The organism is Microcystis sp. LEGE 08355 (genome assembly GCF_015207185.1).
Lineage (GTDB): Bacteria > Cyanobacteriota > Cyanobacteriia > Cyanobacteriales > Microcystaceae > Microcystis > Microcystis panniformis.
In genome coordinates, this window is the sequence record NZ_JADEXI010000001.1 from 1 (window position 1) to 16384 (window position 16384).

General features: G+C 38.8%; 8 protein-coding genes. 1 reads left to right on the forward strand and 7 read right to left on the reverse strand.

Features of this window, described 5'->3' with window-relative positions; genetic code table 11:
- Positions 1–193: 193 nt before the first annotated feature.
- Entirely contained in the window at positions 194–3628 is a 3435-nt protein-coding gene (locus IQ242_RS00005; protein ID WP_193958565.1) for a DUF6519 domain-containing protein, read from the reverse strand.
- A 206-nt stretch (positions 3629–3834) separates the two neighbouring features.
- Positions 3835–4554: a hypothetical protein gene (locus IQ242_RS00010; RefSeq protein ID WP_193958566.1), complete on the reverse strand. Its 720-nt coding sequence runs from the start codon at positions 4552–4554 to the stop codon at positions 3835–3837.
- A 131-nt stretch (positions 4555–4685) separates the two neighbouring features.
- On the opposite strand from IQ242_RS00010, the gene IQ242_RS00015 reads away from it, so the two are divergent.
- Positions 4686–6698: an ATP-binding protein gene (locus IQ242_RS00015; RefSeq protein ID WP_193958567.1), complete on the forward strand. Its 2013-nt coding sequence runs from the start codon at positions 4686–4688 to the stop codon at positions 6696–6698.
- An 18-nt stretch (positions 6699–6716) separates the two neighbouring features.
- Here IQ242_RS00015 and IQ242_RS00020 read toward each other — a convergent pair whose 3' ends face one another.
- From IQ242_RS00020 to IQ242_RS00040, 5 genes are all read right to left on the reverse strand, one after another.
- Positions 6717–11648 carry a putative baseplate assembly protein gene (locus IQ242_RS00020; protein WP_193958568.1) on the reverse strand — a complete coding sequence of 1644 codons (4932 nt, stop codon included), beginning with the start codon at positions 11646–11648 and terminating at the stop codon, positions 6717–6719.
- A 199-nt stretch (positions 11649–11847) separates the two neighbouring features.
- Complete coding sequence (locus IQ242_RS00025; protein WP_193958569.1) at positions 11848–12498, reverse strand: hypothetical protein; 651 nt, start codon at positions 12496–12498, stop codon at positions 11848–11850.
- A 13-nt stretch (positions 12499–12511) separates the two neighbouring features.
- Positions 12512–14953 (reverse strand): baseplate J/gp47 family protein, encoded by a 2442-nt coding sequence (locus IQ242_RS00030; protein WP_228020727.1) that lies wholly within the window; start codon positions 14951–14953, stop codon positions 12512–12514.
- Positions 14954–14972: 19 nt separating this feature from the next.
- Positions 14973–15323 carry a GPW/gp25 family protein gene (locus IQ242_RS00035; RefSeq protein ID WP_193958571.1) on the reverse strand — a complete coding sequence of 117 codons (351 nt, stop codon included), beginning with the start codon at positions 15321–15323 and terminating at the stop codon, positions 14973–14975.
- A gap of 172 nt (positions 15324–15495) precedes the next feature.
- Positions 15496–16362, reverse strand: a complete 867-nt coding sequence (locus tag IQ242_RS00040; RefSeq protein ID WP_193958572.1) for a phage baseplate assembly protein V — start codon at positions 16360–16362, stop codon at positions 15496–15498.
- Positions 16363–16384: the final 22 nt, after the last annotated feature.

Sequence of the window (16384 nt, forward strand, 5' to 3'; positions counted from 1 at the left end):
GCGAAGCATTCGGATAGGAAATCTCCGGTTTCAGCGATAGGTTATGCCCGAATACTTCGCTCCTACAGGACGTGTGGGCCGATGAAGATGTAAGGTTTTGAAACATGATTCTCTCAAAATCTTGCACCTGTGGGAGGGAAAAAAGACCCTAAGACCCTTACCTAGTCTATATTTCACATTTATTCAGCCAGCCCTAAGTAAGTTTTTGATAGATATAGAAAATGGAGTTAATGTGTATTTTTTCAATACTGGTGGTTTTGCCTTGGGCAGTAACACCCCCAAAAATATAGATTGAACCATCAAGGAAGGCAGTTCCCAAAGATTTTCTCCCTTCCTGGAGGGGGGCTGCTTGTCGCCAAATCTGGGTCTGAGCATCATAGACAAAGGTGCTATCCTGTTCACTCCAAGAATTTGTTCCACCAATGATATAAAATTGACCTGCGATCGCACTGATTCCCATGTGGCTCAGGGACATGGGTAAAGGCTTTTGTCTGAACCATCGCTCTTTTAAGGGAACATAAATATCACACCAAGGAACTTTTTTATCTCCCCACAGTCCACAAAACTTTTTTTTCTGTCCTCCAAACAGATAGATAGCCCCCTGATATTCTCCAATCCCAAAAGCAGATCTGGCTCTAGGCAGAGAAGGGCATTGTAACCATTGATTAGTTACTAAATCATAGACTTCATTAACACCAGTGACCAGATTGGGAAATAATCCCCAGAAACCGCATACCTGTCCTCCAATTGCATAAAGCTTCTGTCCCACGACACCAATCCCTAAATGACTTCTCGGCGTAGGCATTGGGGGACGATTGAGATTCCATTGATCGGATTCGGGGTCATATTCGTAGTGAAGTCCTGTTTTTTCACCCGCTTTCCTCCCTTCAACCACATATCCACCAATCACGTGCAGTTTGTTGTTTATAACCCCCACAGCAAAGGCTTTTCGTTTGGGATCGGGCATAGGCTTTTTTTCTTGCCAAAGTTCTAGAGCATTATTGGGTTGGTAAGCCCACAGTTCCCCTGTTTCCCACAAACAATAAATCTTTTCTTCGATTACCGTCGTATAGACTCGTCCGGCTTTGGGCATTGGGGGGGTAATCTCCTGCCAATTTTGGGGTCTTAATACAGGGACAGTGATGGAAAAACCTGTATAAGTATATTCTGGGGGAGCAACGGGACTAGAACCCAGAATCGAATATTGCGGAGGAACAAAACCGATATTTGGAGCTAGTTTATCGGGGGTAATAGCGTAATCGACCACTTGAGGGGTATCAACCAAATTAGGAGCTAATTCTCCATAAAGTCGGCCAACAGTGACATTACGACGAAGAAAGGTATCACTCTCTACCGCTAACATTCCTTCAACGGTTAAATCTCCTGTGATTGTCCCCCCACTTTTGCTTAACCAATCTCCGAGATTAGGAACAATATTACGCAGATCTTTGAGAATTTCTAAGGAATATGCTTGGTTAAATTGTAGGAGGGCTAAGGGCATATAATGATGTTCAATGCCTTGGGGTGGTTGAAATTTAGGGTTTGACTGTTCATCCACCGGCCACTCAATACTATTGTTGATTGTGCGTGCGGGTATCCACCAATAATCTCGTTGTTGATAAATAGCGTCTTCTTCAAATTGAATTTCTATTCCATCTTCAATTTCTAACCATCCTTGGCGAAGGGGAATAACACCGCTTTTTAGAGGGGATAATTGAACGTTTCTTTCTTTATTCCATCTCATTTGTTTTTGATCCCATCGTCTGACAAAAGGATGTTTAGTACGATTACGTCCAAATTTGGCTGGGGGAGCAGGGTTAACCGTCAGGCGAGTTGTCGGAGAACTTATGTCCCCATCTATGTGTTGAATCTGGCATAAATGCTTGATTTGATTAGCTAAAATATAGTCATCATCAACAATTTCGATCCAGTCTCTCTTTTGTAAAGCAGGTGTACCGGGGGGACTATTAATAATAGTAATAAGGCTGGTTTCTATTTTTTGAATCGGATAAGTAATTGAGCCATTTTCTTTCGACCATTTTAGGGTAGCAATTGGTCGTAAATAAAAGATTTGTTCTAAGGGATACTCCAAGTCATCAGTGAGTAAAATTTGATTATTTTCGGGGTTGATTTTCTGGATTTTGACGATTTTTTCTTTTTTTGATGAAGCAACTTTAAAGATAATTTCAAGCCATTCTTGGTTTTCCCAAAGCTTCAAATTTCCTTCGATTATTTTAAAGCAATTGGCTTCGATTAGTTGTCCTTTTAAGATGGGTAAAAATTCAGCAGAGAATAAGGGACATCCAGAGACAAAACCAGGATTATGAATTTCAATTCGATACAGATAATTTCCTTTAATGGGAATCTTATAATCCTGGCGAGCTTTTAACTGACCACGTTGGCGATTTAATCTTGCTAACTGTTGAAATTTCTCAATCCATTGTTGTTGATTATTGTCATTTTCTAGAGCAAGTAATTTAACTTGACAAATAATTTTAGAGCGTCCTGTGGTATCAGCCCCACCCAAGGCAATTTCTCGAATAGTTGGGTCAGAAATAGAGGAAATATAGCGTGACCACACATCTAAATAAACTAAATAAATTCCCTGCAAACTTTCTAGATGAGGTAAAGCACTATGAGGTAATTCTAGTTGTTCGGTTAGCAAAATATCGGCTTGATTTTCACATAAAATTCCTCCCGTATAAGCAACACCATGACTAATAAAAAGAGGCTGAATGAGCCAAATAGGAGGAGAATATCGTTTCTCTAAATTGCCATTTAAGTTGGTCGAGATAATTTCTTTATTTTGTAAAAGTGACCAGTGCGGCTGTTTTTGTAAATGCTTTAATTTGAAATTTAATGAATTTTGTTCTAATGCTTCTCTGTTCAAAATTTCTGATATTAAAATATCAGCGATTAATCCATCAAAAAAGTTATCTGGTTGCTCATTTAACCATTGTGCACCAATTAAAAAGGGAAGATCAGAAGCTTCTTGATAATCATTGAATTGGTAAGAGGTAGCGACTAGCTGATCATCGACAAATAAATAAAGATTATTACCAATAGAAACTACGGCAATATGGACAAATCGCCCTAATTCAATAACTTTAATAGCTTCTAAGGAATGGAGATAAATGGCATCTGAATAGTCAAGGGTATTTTCTCTCACTAATTCAGCATTCTGTTGATCTAGTAACAATTCTATTCTTTGGAAAACTACCGTCCCATTGGGTTTAATAAAAAGACGATATTCTCCCTGATAATCATTACTTTGGTTAAGATTCAATTTACTTAAAATTGTGCCGCCATTACCCTCCCAACGGGGACAAACCAAAGCTTCAATAACAAAACTATCGCTATTCGCTAAAGAAAAGCGTGATCCTAGATTGAGATAGTTAGATTTACCATTAAATTTGAGACAATCTTGTTTAAATATCCGAAAACCGCCATTTTCGTAGGGGACAGCACAATCACCGATGAGATAGCGAATGGCTGACTGCTGATTATGGGTAATACTATCGATCGCCTCATTCCAGTCCGCATCTAGCTGAACGCGCCCTTGTTGCATAAAGACGCGATTGTAACCCTTACTCGCTTTAAAGGTTGACCGAGAAAAATTTCCTTCCATATTCTTGATTTTGTCTAAAACTGGTAAAATTATATCATCTTAGTGGACTTTCCCAACTACGCTAATTTCTTAGCTATTATGATGAGGAGAAAAGTCGATAAATCATCAGTTTACAGCCATATTGTCAATAATTTAATCTGTCACTCTTTCCTCATCAGCGTTTATAGGGTCAACACTCGATGGTTGAGTCGTTTTTGACCACCGAGTTAGTAGTCATCTAGTTCCACTTCACTATCAGATTCACTGTCACTCGAATCTGGATCGAGATCTTCCCCTTTTAACAGTTGGCCAATAGACCTTACCATCTTCTTTGAACGATGTTTTTCGTGGGGATTTGCACCACTTAAGTCTATTGTTTCCATTTTTGGGATCTGTCCTGATGGTGCATTGACCAACTTCCAAAGATCTTGCGATGCTTTTTGTCTATTTTCTCCTTTTCCCGCTATTTGAGAAGAAGAAGTTGTCCCCTTTCCTATATTGTAAACTGTTGCTGGATTAAGTTCCATCCCACGCCTTAAGGCATTAAGTCTTTTTGTTTGATTTTTGTTGCTTGGGGAGGACTCTTTCCACGCTTTAAGATAGGCCTTAAGATAGGCTGTTCTTTGTTTTCTTGTCTCTTGCTGCCAATTTGTTCCTCTCTCTGCAAAACTATGTCTCATTCTTTTGTTCATCACTCTTGGTCTCGGGAATGCCGCTGTCCCCCTCAGAAGTAATGGATCTTTGCCAGCATCTATCGCTGCTTGTAATGCTACTCTTTTCGTAATATGAGCCATAGTATGGGGGCCTTGTTGCCGTTTTCCTATGGCATATCTGTAACCTGTTGTAGCTCTTTTGTCATAAAATCCTATCTTGCCTGTTGACTTTCCGTGTCGATCAAGAATTTTCTTCAACCGTTTTTTGTGCTTTTCTGAGTTTGAGTGAGGCATATTCAGGGATACTTCCTTGTTAAGATTAAGTAGAATAGGAAAACTGCTATAAGTTACATATCTTTATGTATTTCCTTGATTATTGATAATTTATAGCTTACTATAAAAACGTTAACAACCAATATAAATTTATGTCTGGCGGGGAGAGCATTTCCTGGCAACAAGCCAATTTTAACTTTCTGATGGCAGCAATCGCTTCTATCCGACAGCAAATTAACCGATATATTGCCTTTTTGGAGGATAAACGCTGGGATGAGCAACAACTGGAAGCAACATTTGCCCAACTCAACGAAGCCAAAGAACAAATGCCTTCGGCTTCGGCTTTAGAACGTCTCTACCAAACCTTTAATCTTGAACCCTTTGAAATAGATCTGCTGCTACTGTGTGTAGCGATGGAACTCGATCCCACCTTTGCCCAATTATGTGCTGATGCTCAAAAGGATAATAACCTTAATTATCCCACATTTTCCCTCGCCTTAGCCGTCTTACCCGAAGCGAATTGGGAAGCAATTTCTTCGACGGGTTCTTTACGTTATTGGCATTTAATTGAAGTACAACCCGGACCCACCTTACTCACCAGTCCCCTCACCCTTGACGAAAATATTTTCCTCTATTTGATGGGATTATCTTTTATTGACCGTAGATTAGGAGAAATTATCAAACCTCTTCCCACAGAAGAGCGTTTTGCTCCTTCTCATCGCCATTTAGCCCAACAATTAGCCGCCACATGGATAGAAGGAGAACAACAAAAACAATATCCTTTATTGCAATTATCTGGGGATAATCTGGCCGCTAAACAAGCAATCGCAGCTAAGACAGCCGAAAAATTAGACTTACGCTTGGCGCGACTCTCAGTATCAACGCTTCCGAGTAACCCTGAAAGATTAGATTTGATCGTGCGATTATGGGATCGAGAGGCAATTTTGCTGGGAAAAGGTTTATTAATCGAATGCGATCGCCTGACTGAAGACAGCGACACATCCCAAACTGAAGCCTTATCTTATTTTTTGGAAAATAGTGCCAGTTTCTTAATCCTATCGAGCCGAGAGCGGGGTTTATTAACCGAACGACCGATGATTACTTTTGATGTAGAAAAACCCACTCAAAACGAGCAAGAACAACTCTGGAAGATGCTTTTTAGTGAAATTGATCTAGATTTAACGGGACTGGCTAATGAAATTGTCTTTCAGTTTAATATGAACTATCCCAACATTTATGCTACTTGGACAGAGACTTTAGGTAAACTCAGTCAAACTGAAACCGAGACATTTACTGTAAAAGAAGTCGCCCAAATACTTTGGGATACTTGTCGCCTACAAGCAAGACAAAAATTAGATGATTTAGTCCAAAGAATTGAGCCTAAAGCAGGTTGGGGTGATTTAGTATTACCCGAAACTCAGAAGCAAATTCTAGAAGAAATCGCCCTAGAAGTACGCCAAAGAGCCAAAGTTTACCAAGATTGGGGATTTAATCAGAAAAGTGAGCGAGGACTAGGAATTAGTGCTTTATTTGCTGGCTCAAGTGGAACGGGAAAAACCCTTGCTGCTGAAATTTTAGCTAAAGAATTATGCTTAGACCTTTATCGTATTGATTTGAGTACCGTCATTAATAAGTATATCGGCGAAACTGAAAAGAACTTACGACGAGTTTTTGATGCGGCTGAAGCTGGGGGTGCTATCTTATTATTTGATGAAGCGGATGCTCTTTTTGGTAAGCGAACAGAAACCAAAGACTCCCATGATCGCTATGCTAATATTGAGGTTAGCTATTTATTGCAGAAAATGGAAGCCTATCGAGGATTAGCTATTTTGACTACTAACATTCCTGAAGCCTTAGATCGTGCCTTTAAACGACGTTTACGGTTTATTGTTCAATTTCCCTTTCCTGACTTTGCTCAAAGAGTGGAAATTTGGCAAAAAATGTTTCCACCACAAATGCCCCAAGCAGATTTAGACATACAAAAACTAGCGCAATTAAATGTATCTGGGGGTGAAATTCGTAATATTGCTTTAAAAGCTGCTTTTTTAGCCTCAGAAAAAGGACGTGCTGTTACGATGAATGATTTACTACAAGCGGCAAGAAGTGAATATCGTAAGTTAGAAAAAACCCTAACCAGTGATGAAATTAAAGATTGGTTGTCTTGATTTATTCTTGCGGAAGCATTATACTTTCGTAATTTGCAGAAAACTTTCTTGAAAAACCAAGAGTAACAACTGAGCCGGAACAATTTCTTGTAATGCAATGTTCCATTCAGCCAATTTTGCCTGTAGGGTAGGATAAATTTGTGGGTAATCGCCATGAAAACAAAGTGCTTCTAAGTCAACAGCTAAGACACCAGTAATACTCTGGATGGTGGCAATAATAGAATCGGAAGTAATAGTTTGTCCAAAGGTTTGTTGCTGAAAACAATACTGAGCATTGAAAGTTTCTTTAATCTGAGATTTGATACTTAGAATATCGGAATTTTCAGCTATGATTACCTTGACTTGGAACTGAAAAAATAAGGGTACAAAAGAGTCAATTTGTATCGGTTGTGAATGAATACTTAATTTTTGAATTTCTTGATATAAATCCTGACAAAGCTTCGAGTTTTTAGAAATCTGAACACCGTCATTAGCAGCAATAGTAAGATGAATTAATTGTTGATGTCCATTCCACAAAACTTGTGCCTTAGCTTTAGCAATACCGGGGAAAGTAATCGCCAAATCTTCATAGTCATTTAAGGAAACTATCCGACCTAAAGTTCTCACAAATAGAGGTGCTATTTGCCGAATATTGACCATTTTTTCGGGATTTCTCCCCCCAGACGCAGGAATCGGATTAATAACTTTATCCACTCCTGGTTGACGATTGACCATAATGCTTAATTGTCCCCTATCAACGTTCCCATCTTGACCAATACCTGTACGATAAGTTGCCAAGACATTTTCCCGTCCTGTGGGGAGACGAGATCCTTGTTTACCATCACCAAATGTTATGGTAGCTTTTCCTTGCTCGGAAACTTGTAGTAAATAATCATGGCTATCAGTAGTGGAGTTAAATAAATTAGAAACTTGATGCCAAATAATTTCAGTATGATTGACATTAGTGAAGTTAAAATTTGATTGTCTTTCTACTGCTATTGTTAAGGTGCTAAGGTTTTCTATCCCGTTAGGGTTAGGAAGAAAAATTAAAGGATGTCTTTGTAATGCAAACTTTTGATTTTTTTGGGCTGAATTGCCACTTCCTAGAATTTCATTACGGATAGTTTCCCCTTGGGTAGCTCTGGCCACATTCCCACATACTGTTACTGTTTTGTCATCATAAACAAATTCTAAAGACTTAGTTAAACTCACGACTGTATGATTATTATTTTTGTTAATTACATCTGCAACAACTGTAATTTCACTAATTGAAGAAGAAGAATTAACGGCAGATTCGCAAATTATTTCATCCGATTGAGCTATCAATTTAATTTCGAGACTATCGGGAGATTGCAAAAACCAGTAATACAAATGTGCATATTTTGGATGAGAAACTGGAGCTTTTAGCACTTCAAATTGAGGAGTATATTCTACGATTAGTTGTCTAAAATTTTGCCGAATCAAGAAGGTATTGCCGTGATTATTTGACAATCTCCAACAGCGATCAACTTGTTCCACCTCGATAGTTGTACTAGGAGCTAACGATTGGTTATTATCTTGAAATATTTTGTTCAATTGCTCAGTAATAAAACCTTGATTTAATAGTTCTTTAAATTCCGAAGGGATAGTAAATAATTGCTGTTGCTTAAGCGGAGTTGGTTCTAAACTTTCGGCAGATTGTAAATAAGCAGTTGTTCCTGTTCCAACATAAAGATTATTTTCGCCATCTAAAGTTAAGGTTTTGATATTGTTAGAAATACCTAAAGGCCAAAATATCCATGTTTCCCCTTGATTGAGAGAATAAAAAAGTCCTCCCCTTTCTGTTCCAGCATAGAGGATGTCTTGAGGAGAAATTAGTAAACACTGAATATGTTGATCTGAGAGTCCGAAATTTCTTTCTTTCCAAGTTATACCTTGATCAGAAGAATAAAAAATTCCTCCCCCATCAGTTCCAGCAAAAAGCTGTCCTTGAGAGTCACTTACTAAGCTTTTAATTTTCCAAATATTTAATCCTTGAATGACAGCTTGTTCCTCTAATTTTGGAATAGTACAGCGATAGACTCCCTCTTGATTAGTTCCCACATAGAGATAGCTAGGAGTCCAAAGTAAAGCTGATATTTTTTGATCGCTAAAACCGAGAGAAATCCACTGGGAATCATGATAATAAAAAACGCCTTTTTCTGTACCACAATACAAATCTCCTTGCGGACTGAATATTAAACTTAAGACAGGTTCTTTTAAATTTCCTAAAAGACTCCATTCATCCGTTGATGGCTTATAATAATAGACTCCATCTTCAGTCGCAGAGACTAATTCTTGAGAGGAACTTAGCAGAATTTTGGTAGCTTTTATAATATTTTTACCAAGTCTTGACCATTGGTTACTTTTATAGATAAAAATCCCGATTTCTGTGGCTGCAACTAAATTATTATCTTCATTAAAACTTAGGAATTCCACTGAGAAATTCTCTAATCCTAACAGATCCCATTTTTTATCTTTATTACGATAAACTCCCCCTAAAGACCCAATAATTATCGCTCTAGGTCTTTTTCCCGTAATACTCAAAGTTTGTCCTTTAGCTAAACCTAAATTCTCACCATTTAGGTTAATTTCTAATCCTTTTACTAGGGTAGGAGGTGATGAGGAAGACGCAGATAATTTAAGAGATATTGTTTGTAGAAAAACTTGGGTATTGCGTAAATTAAACTGACTGAGCTTTGGCGTTTCATGACTATCAATTTCAAGACGGGTAATTGAAGTTTTAAGTGTGAAGTCAGAAGCTACAAGATTGAGAACGGTTTTTACCCGATAAATACCTACGATTGGAGTCGGTAATTGCTGTCTCAGAATCACAAAACTTCCCAGAATAATTGAGGAATAAACTTTATCTAAGTCAATATAATTATCCGGCAAATAAAAGTTAGGCCAGTCTTGATCTTTAAATTCACCTAAAGGAGTAGCGATCGCAATTTTATTTTTACTATTAGTTGCCACAGCTTCGATATTTTGGACAGGATCAAGTAATTGCCATTGGTTGCCATGATTGTCACTTGAAAACAATCCTTGATTCGTTCCTGCTAACAAAATGATCTGGTTTTGATTTTGTAATGTCCCTAAAGAACTGACTACAATCTTACCATTAGGAGATTCTAAACCATTATTAACTAACTGCCAATTATGGCCATTATTTTGAGACCGAAAAATCCCTGCTTCTGTCACTACAAAAAGATAGCAAATTTGACTTTGAGGCTCTTGATAGTGAATAATAGATTTAATAGTAATCGCCGTTTCTGTACTGGGGAGACAGTTATTCAATCTTGGTAATTTCGCCGAGGATGAAGCGACTTGTTTCTGATAATTTGGTAAACCTTTGTTGAGTGATCGCCAACAATTTCCTTGATCAGAAGATGCAAAAATACCTAAGTTTGTTCCTGCGTAAAGGTAGCCATTAATAGGATTAATGGCTAGGGCATAAATAATCAGAGAAGTTTGTCCCGTTTGTTCGTTATAATGGGGTAAACCTCGATTAGTCGGTTGCCAACTTCTGCCACCCATTGTTAACCTAAAAATGCCATTATCTGTCCCGACAAAAAGAGTGGCTGGTTTGGATAAATCATGGTTATTCCAAGCTATTGAACGAACACTTGTTCTAGGTAAAGTAGCATTTACTAATTTACGGTTGGGGTTTGTTTCTACTATCGTTAATAACCCTTGAAGACGATCCCAACTTTCTCCCCCATCAACGGAACGAAAGACTCCCCCATTAACAGTACCTACGAATAATTGATCATCGGAGGTTAGCAATAGGGAAAAGATGGGCTGTTGGGATAATCCTCCTGTTATTATTTCCCAGTGATCGCCTTGATTCTTATTTCGATAAAGTCCCTTATTTGTGCCTAAAAATACTGTTCCATCAGAGGTAATTACTAAGGTTTGCCATTTGAGATCAGGTAAATTGATATTATGACTTAACCAAGATTGACCCCGATCATCGCTCACAAAAATTCCCCCTAAACGAGTGCTATATTGCGCTTTAGTACGCTCAGGAAGACGATTCCAGAAGGGAGCATTGTGGCCAAAAAGTTTGGCTTGTTGTTTAAAAGTAAGTGCTTGGGGTAAGCTGTCTGATGTCAAGGATAAGGTTTTTCCTTGAGTTAAAGGGGTTTGCCATAGTGCTAGGGTGTAACCTTGGCTTTTGTTGACTTCTACCTCGTGTAACAGACGAAATTCCGCGACTGTTTGCGGCGATCGCTGGTGAGAATTTTCTCTCAATAATAGAAGAGGACTATTGGGTTTTAACCCTGTAGCTGTCCCGGCAACGCGGATACCTGTTGCCCCATAATTGAGGTTTATTTGAGGATAAACGGTCGGCTGATAGATTTTAATGGCATTCCAAGCAGCACGGGCAACAATGCTTTCGCTGGTTTCAAAAATAACTGGTTTTTGATTTAGTTTAGGCAGACTTTGAACGCGGGTTTGGGGACCGGCGGGAATGATAATTTCAGTGGGGATACCTTGAGCAACTCTGAGGGTAAAAGCAAGGTAAGTAGTAGCACCTAAACCGGGATCGGGTTGATAACCTAAACTGCGGACTAATTGTTCTACGGAGAAACTTTCGACGCTGGTGCTTAAATAGCCTTCGTTGATAATGCGTTCGTTATAAAAAGTGAGAATGTCCCCTAAAACTGCCCAAATTTTCAAGAAAGCAAGGGCGATATCGTTAGGAACTAAGCTATTTGTATTGAGGTTAGCGAGGGGTTGAGTGACAAAAAGTTGCTCGTTGGTAATGATTTCTTTGGGAGCTTGCGCTAACATCCATAGCAAAAAGGTGCTGTAAGTTCCCGCTCGATAGCTGAGTTGTGTCAGACCAGGCGGATTATAACAGTTTAAGTGATACCATGATTCTGTTTTATCGCCTTGGGCGATAAGGGTTGCTTTGGCTAAGTGTAACAGTTCAGAATTTTTGCCCATCACAATTGTTAGGAGTTAGTAATAATCGGCTCTTCTGGTTTCTGTGTGGAAACGAGGTCTATATAGTTTCTTCAGCAAAATAGTCCTAAAAGTGTTGCCTAGTAAGCATTTCACGATTTCATAAGCAAAAATTATCACACAAAGTAGAGAAGATACTAATAATCTCTACTTCATTAAGATTATCGATTGCAATTGTAGCCTAGTCTTGATTATCCGATTGAGATAGATCTGTATGTATCTTATCTGCAAGTTTTGAAAGGTTCGTGTCAAAAAATCTTTTCTGGTAATGTTTTGCATATTGTCGAAGAACTAATTTGCTATATTCTGAAGGATTTTCTTTAAATATGTTATGTTCTTTTATTTGGGCTTGCTCTTCTGGTGTTTTCGCACTTTCCGCATCTTTTGGCAACTGTCCTAAGTTGATTTGATTGCCCGTCTTTATCGCCTCTCTCCGCTTAGCGACCAACTCACTTATCAATAGATTTTCAGGATCGTTTTTATCAAGATAACTGAAATGAGCGGCATGGGCTCGCTCATGCTCTAGGGTTGATTCTTGTGCTGCTGGACTATGCTTCTCATTTAAAGTAATTTTGTTGTCGTCAGAAGAGTAATTTCCTCCCTCTTTCCAATCAAGTGGCTTATATTCAACTGGTGTTTTTTCTATTTCCGTTTTCCATGGGCCTTTCCCATAAGATGTATCTGGTTTATGAAATACACCTACTTTAGATGAAAAAGATCTTGATGAGAAGGGGCGAGATAGCGAATTCGCTAAAGAGGAGCCAGCTTGCTGTCGTGTAAACAAGGAGCCAGCTTGCCGTCGTGTAAACAAGGAGCGATTGCGTGAGTACATAGTTTTTATACAACTAACTATCAAAACCTCCCTCAATGATAAACTTAACTTTGCCTTTTTTGGGTTCTTTCACATTATTTAACACTTGAATTACTTCTAATGGTAATACCTCAATCACTCCTGTATCTAGTTCATCACCCGAAAGTCGATCTAAACGCTGAAATTGAGTCGCTTCAACCCGAACCACGTTCTGAACTTGTAAAGCACGAGCGATAATCTGGCTTAAATAAAGGGGTTGACCCAATTTAAAGCGATCTGGGTAGAAAAAGCCTTGTTCTCCATCGGGAAAAATCACCGAACTAAAAGCCAAATTCAATATCTGTAATACTTGATTAGGCACCGCATGAGGCTTAATATACACCTTGAGGGTAATGGCGACTGGCACAAATTGTGCGCCCTTTACCACTAAATCTGTGCCAATTATTGCCCAAGGGGTCAAATACTCTTTAATTTCTGCTGCAAATGCTGAATCTACAGATCGCCCTTCATGACGCAGAACATAGATAAAGAGGGTATTCCAACTCCCAGTCCATCGACGAATTGCGATCGCTTGTAACACATCAAAATAAGTTTCAGTTCTCGCCGCATAGTCTGCTTCCGTAACACAACGTTTTTGAGTATAAAAAACCACTGGTGCATTCAGACGAATTTCTTCAAGAGATTCAGGTTCTTCCCCCCCTTGGGCAGGCATCGGGTTACGAACGCCTATAATGTTTAGATCCTCACTCACAATAGTTGTAATAGTTTCTTGACCCACATTTCCTTGAATGCCATTTCCTAACCGATAAATAGGCTGAAATTGATGCCCAATAGGGGGTAGTTTGCCAAGTTTACCGTCGCCAAACCGTAGATAAATTAAACCATCTTCTTCCATTTCTAAAACGAAATCTTGGCTAAACGGATTACTGGCAAGTAAATCTCTTTGGGCGTTCCAAATATTACTATTTCCAATTATTTTAGGAGGAAGAAATGGGTAAAGTCCTCCTAATTCTTGCAAGAGAATGGCAGGAGTTGCCTGATGCGGTTTTTGTTCTAAGGTTTTTTTAGCTGATTGTTTCTTGGCGATATTAGACTGAAAAAGAACTCGAAACGTTAGCGATCCACTCGGACAGAAATGGGGGCGATATTTCTCCTGTTCTGGAACGATATCTAGGAGCTTATCATTATCAATGGTACAGCCATGATCTGCCAGAACAATATTGCCTCTAACCACTGTGCAATCCTGTTGATAACATCCCTCGTTTGTTAAGCTGGACACAACCAAATCAAAAGGTAATCTATCTTCTAGCAGCCATTCAATTTCAGTTATTTCTTGAGAGTAAAGTTCATCATAACTCAGTTGAGGTTTTTGGCTTAATCTTACCTGATGACGATGTTGATAGTTAGCATCTTTGGTTAAACCAGTTTGGGGATTAATAACTTCCTCAAAAATCAAAATATCTCCCTGTTGCAAGTTATAAAAATGTCCTTTTAAAGTCGCCTTAGTTGTTCCTTTTTTTAGGGAGAATTGAGGACTTCCACTGGTATAAAAATATATTTCATTATGTTGAACGTAGAGAGAAATTGTCTCCATTGTTTCAAAGACTTGATCTGGATTATTAACTTGTTGAATACGTTGCTTATATTCATTAACTAAAATTCGTTTAGGGGCGGGTTGATTGTGTGTCAATAGGGGTGTTCCAATCGGTAAAACAGTATTTCCCGTTACTTGTACTTGTACCCAAACCCTAGCATTACATCCTTCTGATACCTGATAATCTAGTAATCTAGCATGACGAGTTAAAGAAAGCCTCCGTCGCGCTGTTCCTAAATAGCTTTCCGTAGCAACAGCATCTTGATAATAACTGAGATAATCAGCTACATAAGCGAGTAAATCAACTAAGACAATTCCTAAATCAGCTTCGTGACGTTCTTGCCATTGGGGGAGTAATAACGTTAAATAATCTAGCATTAATTGCCGAAAGCTTTGATAATCTTTAGCTAAATAATTAATTTCAATAGGTAATTGTAAAGGTGGTGGTAAATCAGTAGGAGACTGAGGATTAATCGGGATGGTGTTATCTGGCCATAAACTAAAAGGTAATTGAGATAACGCCGAGTCTAAATACTCGATATCGATTAATGTGAGAAGGTGAAAACCGAGCCAATCCTCATTTTCTGCTGTTAAATTAAGTTTTAATTCTACATAGTTATTATTAATGTAACTCACTGACTCAATTTTAAAAGGTGCTAATTTTTTCTGTAGTGTTTTTATTTGAAAATTAGCGGGAGTCAAATTAGGAGGAATATGTTGCTTATTGGGATGTTCAGGAGAAGGTGAAACAAAATAAGCTCTTAAATACCATTGTTGTTCTTGTTGCTCTATTTCAAGAAAATCTAGTCCGATTAAGTTAGGATGTTGACTAACATTTAATCGACGTTGTAACCGTATATAAGAACTAAATTTATCGGTCATTTCCATTGACGATTTCCCCTCAACATTCAAATTTAACTCGATACCGTTCTTGAGTAATCAGGACAGCATATTCAATCCAAATTGTTACCTTAGACTCCTCGTTCTTAACCTCTACTGTTGCCACCTGAATGACATCTCCTAGCCACTGACTAAGGGCAGCTTGTACCATCGCTTGAGTAACGGCTACCATTTCCGTATTATTAGTGGTAAAAACTAATCGTTGCAACCCACAACCAAAGGATGGCAAATTAACCCTTTCTCCCGGCATAGTAAAGAGAATTTGTTCGATCATTTGATAGATATGTTGATTGTAGTCGGTGGTGGCGACTAAACCTTGATTATTAAGCTTAAAAGGGAAAGCAATTTGCATATTTTTTGTTAATGTTTAACTTCATTGGGTTTAATCTAGTTTCACCTTTTAAAAGGTTAGGACTTATGAGCTATTCCTATAGGTAAAGTGGGCTGTGCAACGTAACAAAACTCTAAATAACGTATAAAGTCTTTATTTTCGTAAGTTCTGATAGGTTTTTAAGAAACTTGCGTTAAAAAAAGAGGACTTGCTGACCATCGACCAATAAATCTCCTGTTACCTCGACTAACCCTGTGATAGCAATACCAACCGAAGTAATTTCAGTCGCACCGACCGCCGTAATCGCTACATCAGCCCCCCCTGTAACTTCTACCGCTCCCCCTGCTTCTATTGCTATATCTGCACCGGCGTTTATTTGTGCTGCTTCGGTGGCTGTTACCGTCACATCACCCGAATTTATTAAAATGGCTTCTTCGTTTAGAGTTAGGGTTGATTCAGGAATTTCTGAGGTAATGGCCGCTTCTCTCATGGAAATCGTACCGGGAGGAAATTCGAGGGTAATTCCTTCTTCTGTGACTAATTTAATGATGGCAGGGGCAGCATTAATTTCAATCCCCGTGGAATTAAAAACCATTTTTAAGGGAGTCGCCACCGCTTCAGGGGAACATTCTAACGTAAAACCTCCCACTTCCGGTAGATCATTGAGTACCATCTTGATAAACTCGGTTTTAAATATCTTAGTTGCAGGATTAGGCAATTCTTCGGGACCCCTTGGTACTTGACCTTCATCCCAAAAACAGCCCACCCATATAGGATAATTAGGATCGCCTCCTTCAAATTCCAGCCAAACATTAGCCCCAACAGGCGGAATAGCATAAAACCCAACGCCCGGACCTGCATAAGGAGTACAAGGCAAAGCCCAATTTAACTTAGATCCATAAACCACCGCAACTTCTGCTCGAATTCGTCCTAATCCTAACGGATCTTCATTATCTAGCACGATTCCTCGATACTTACCATAAAAACGCTGCCCGCCATCAGAGGACGCAGCATCTGCATTATTCGTCGGGTTGGAACGGGGAGAACAATTGCCATTCATAAATTAAACAGAATTAAATTAA

What these genes read in the sequence shown, in the direction of transcription:
- IQ242_RS00030 (WP_228020727.1), bottom strand. Translation starts at nt 14,953, where the DNA reads ATGACCGATAAATTTAGTTCTTATATACGGTTACAACGTCGATTAAAT.
- IQ242_RS00025 (WP_193958569.1), bottom strand. Translation starts at nt 12,498, where the DNA reads ATGTACTCACGCAATCGCTCCTTGTTTACACGACGGCAAGCTGGCTCC.
- IQ242_RS00010 (WP_193958566.1), bottom strand. Translation starts at nt 4,554, where the DNA reads ATGCCTCACTCAAACTCAGAAAAGCACAAAAAACGGTTGAAGAAAATT.
- IQ242_RS00040 (WP_193958572.1), bottom strand. Translation starts at nt 16,362, where the DNA reads ATGAATGGCAATTGTTCTCCCCGTTCCAACCCGACGAATAATGCAGAT.
- IQ242_RS00015 (WP_193958567.1), top strand. Translation starts at nt 4,686, where the DNA reads ATGTCTGGCGGGGAGAGCATTTCCTGGCAACAAGCCAATTTTAACTTT.
- IQ242_RS00020 (WP_193958568.1), bottom strand. Translation starts at nt 11,648, where the DNA reads ATGGGCAAAAATTCTGAACTGTTACACTTAGCCAAAGCAACCCTTATC.
- IQ242_RS00005 (WP_193958565.1), bottom strand. Translation starts at nt 3,628, where the DNA reads ATGGAAGGAAATTTTTCTCGGTCAACCTTTAAAGCGAGTAAGGGTTAC.
- IQ242_RS00035 (WP_193958571.1), bottom strand. Translation starts at nt 15,323, where the DNA reads ATGCAAATTGCTTTCCCTTTTAAGCTTAATAATCAAGGTTTAGTCGCC.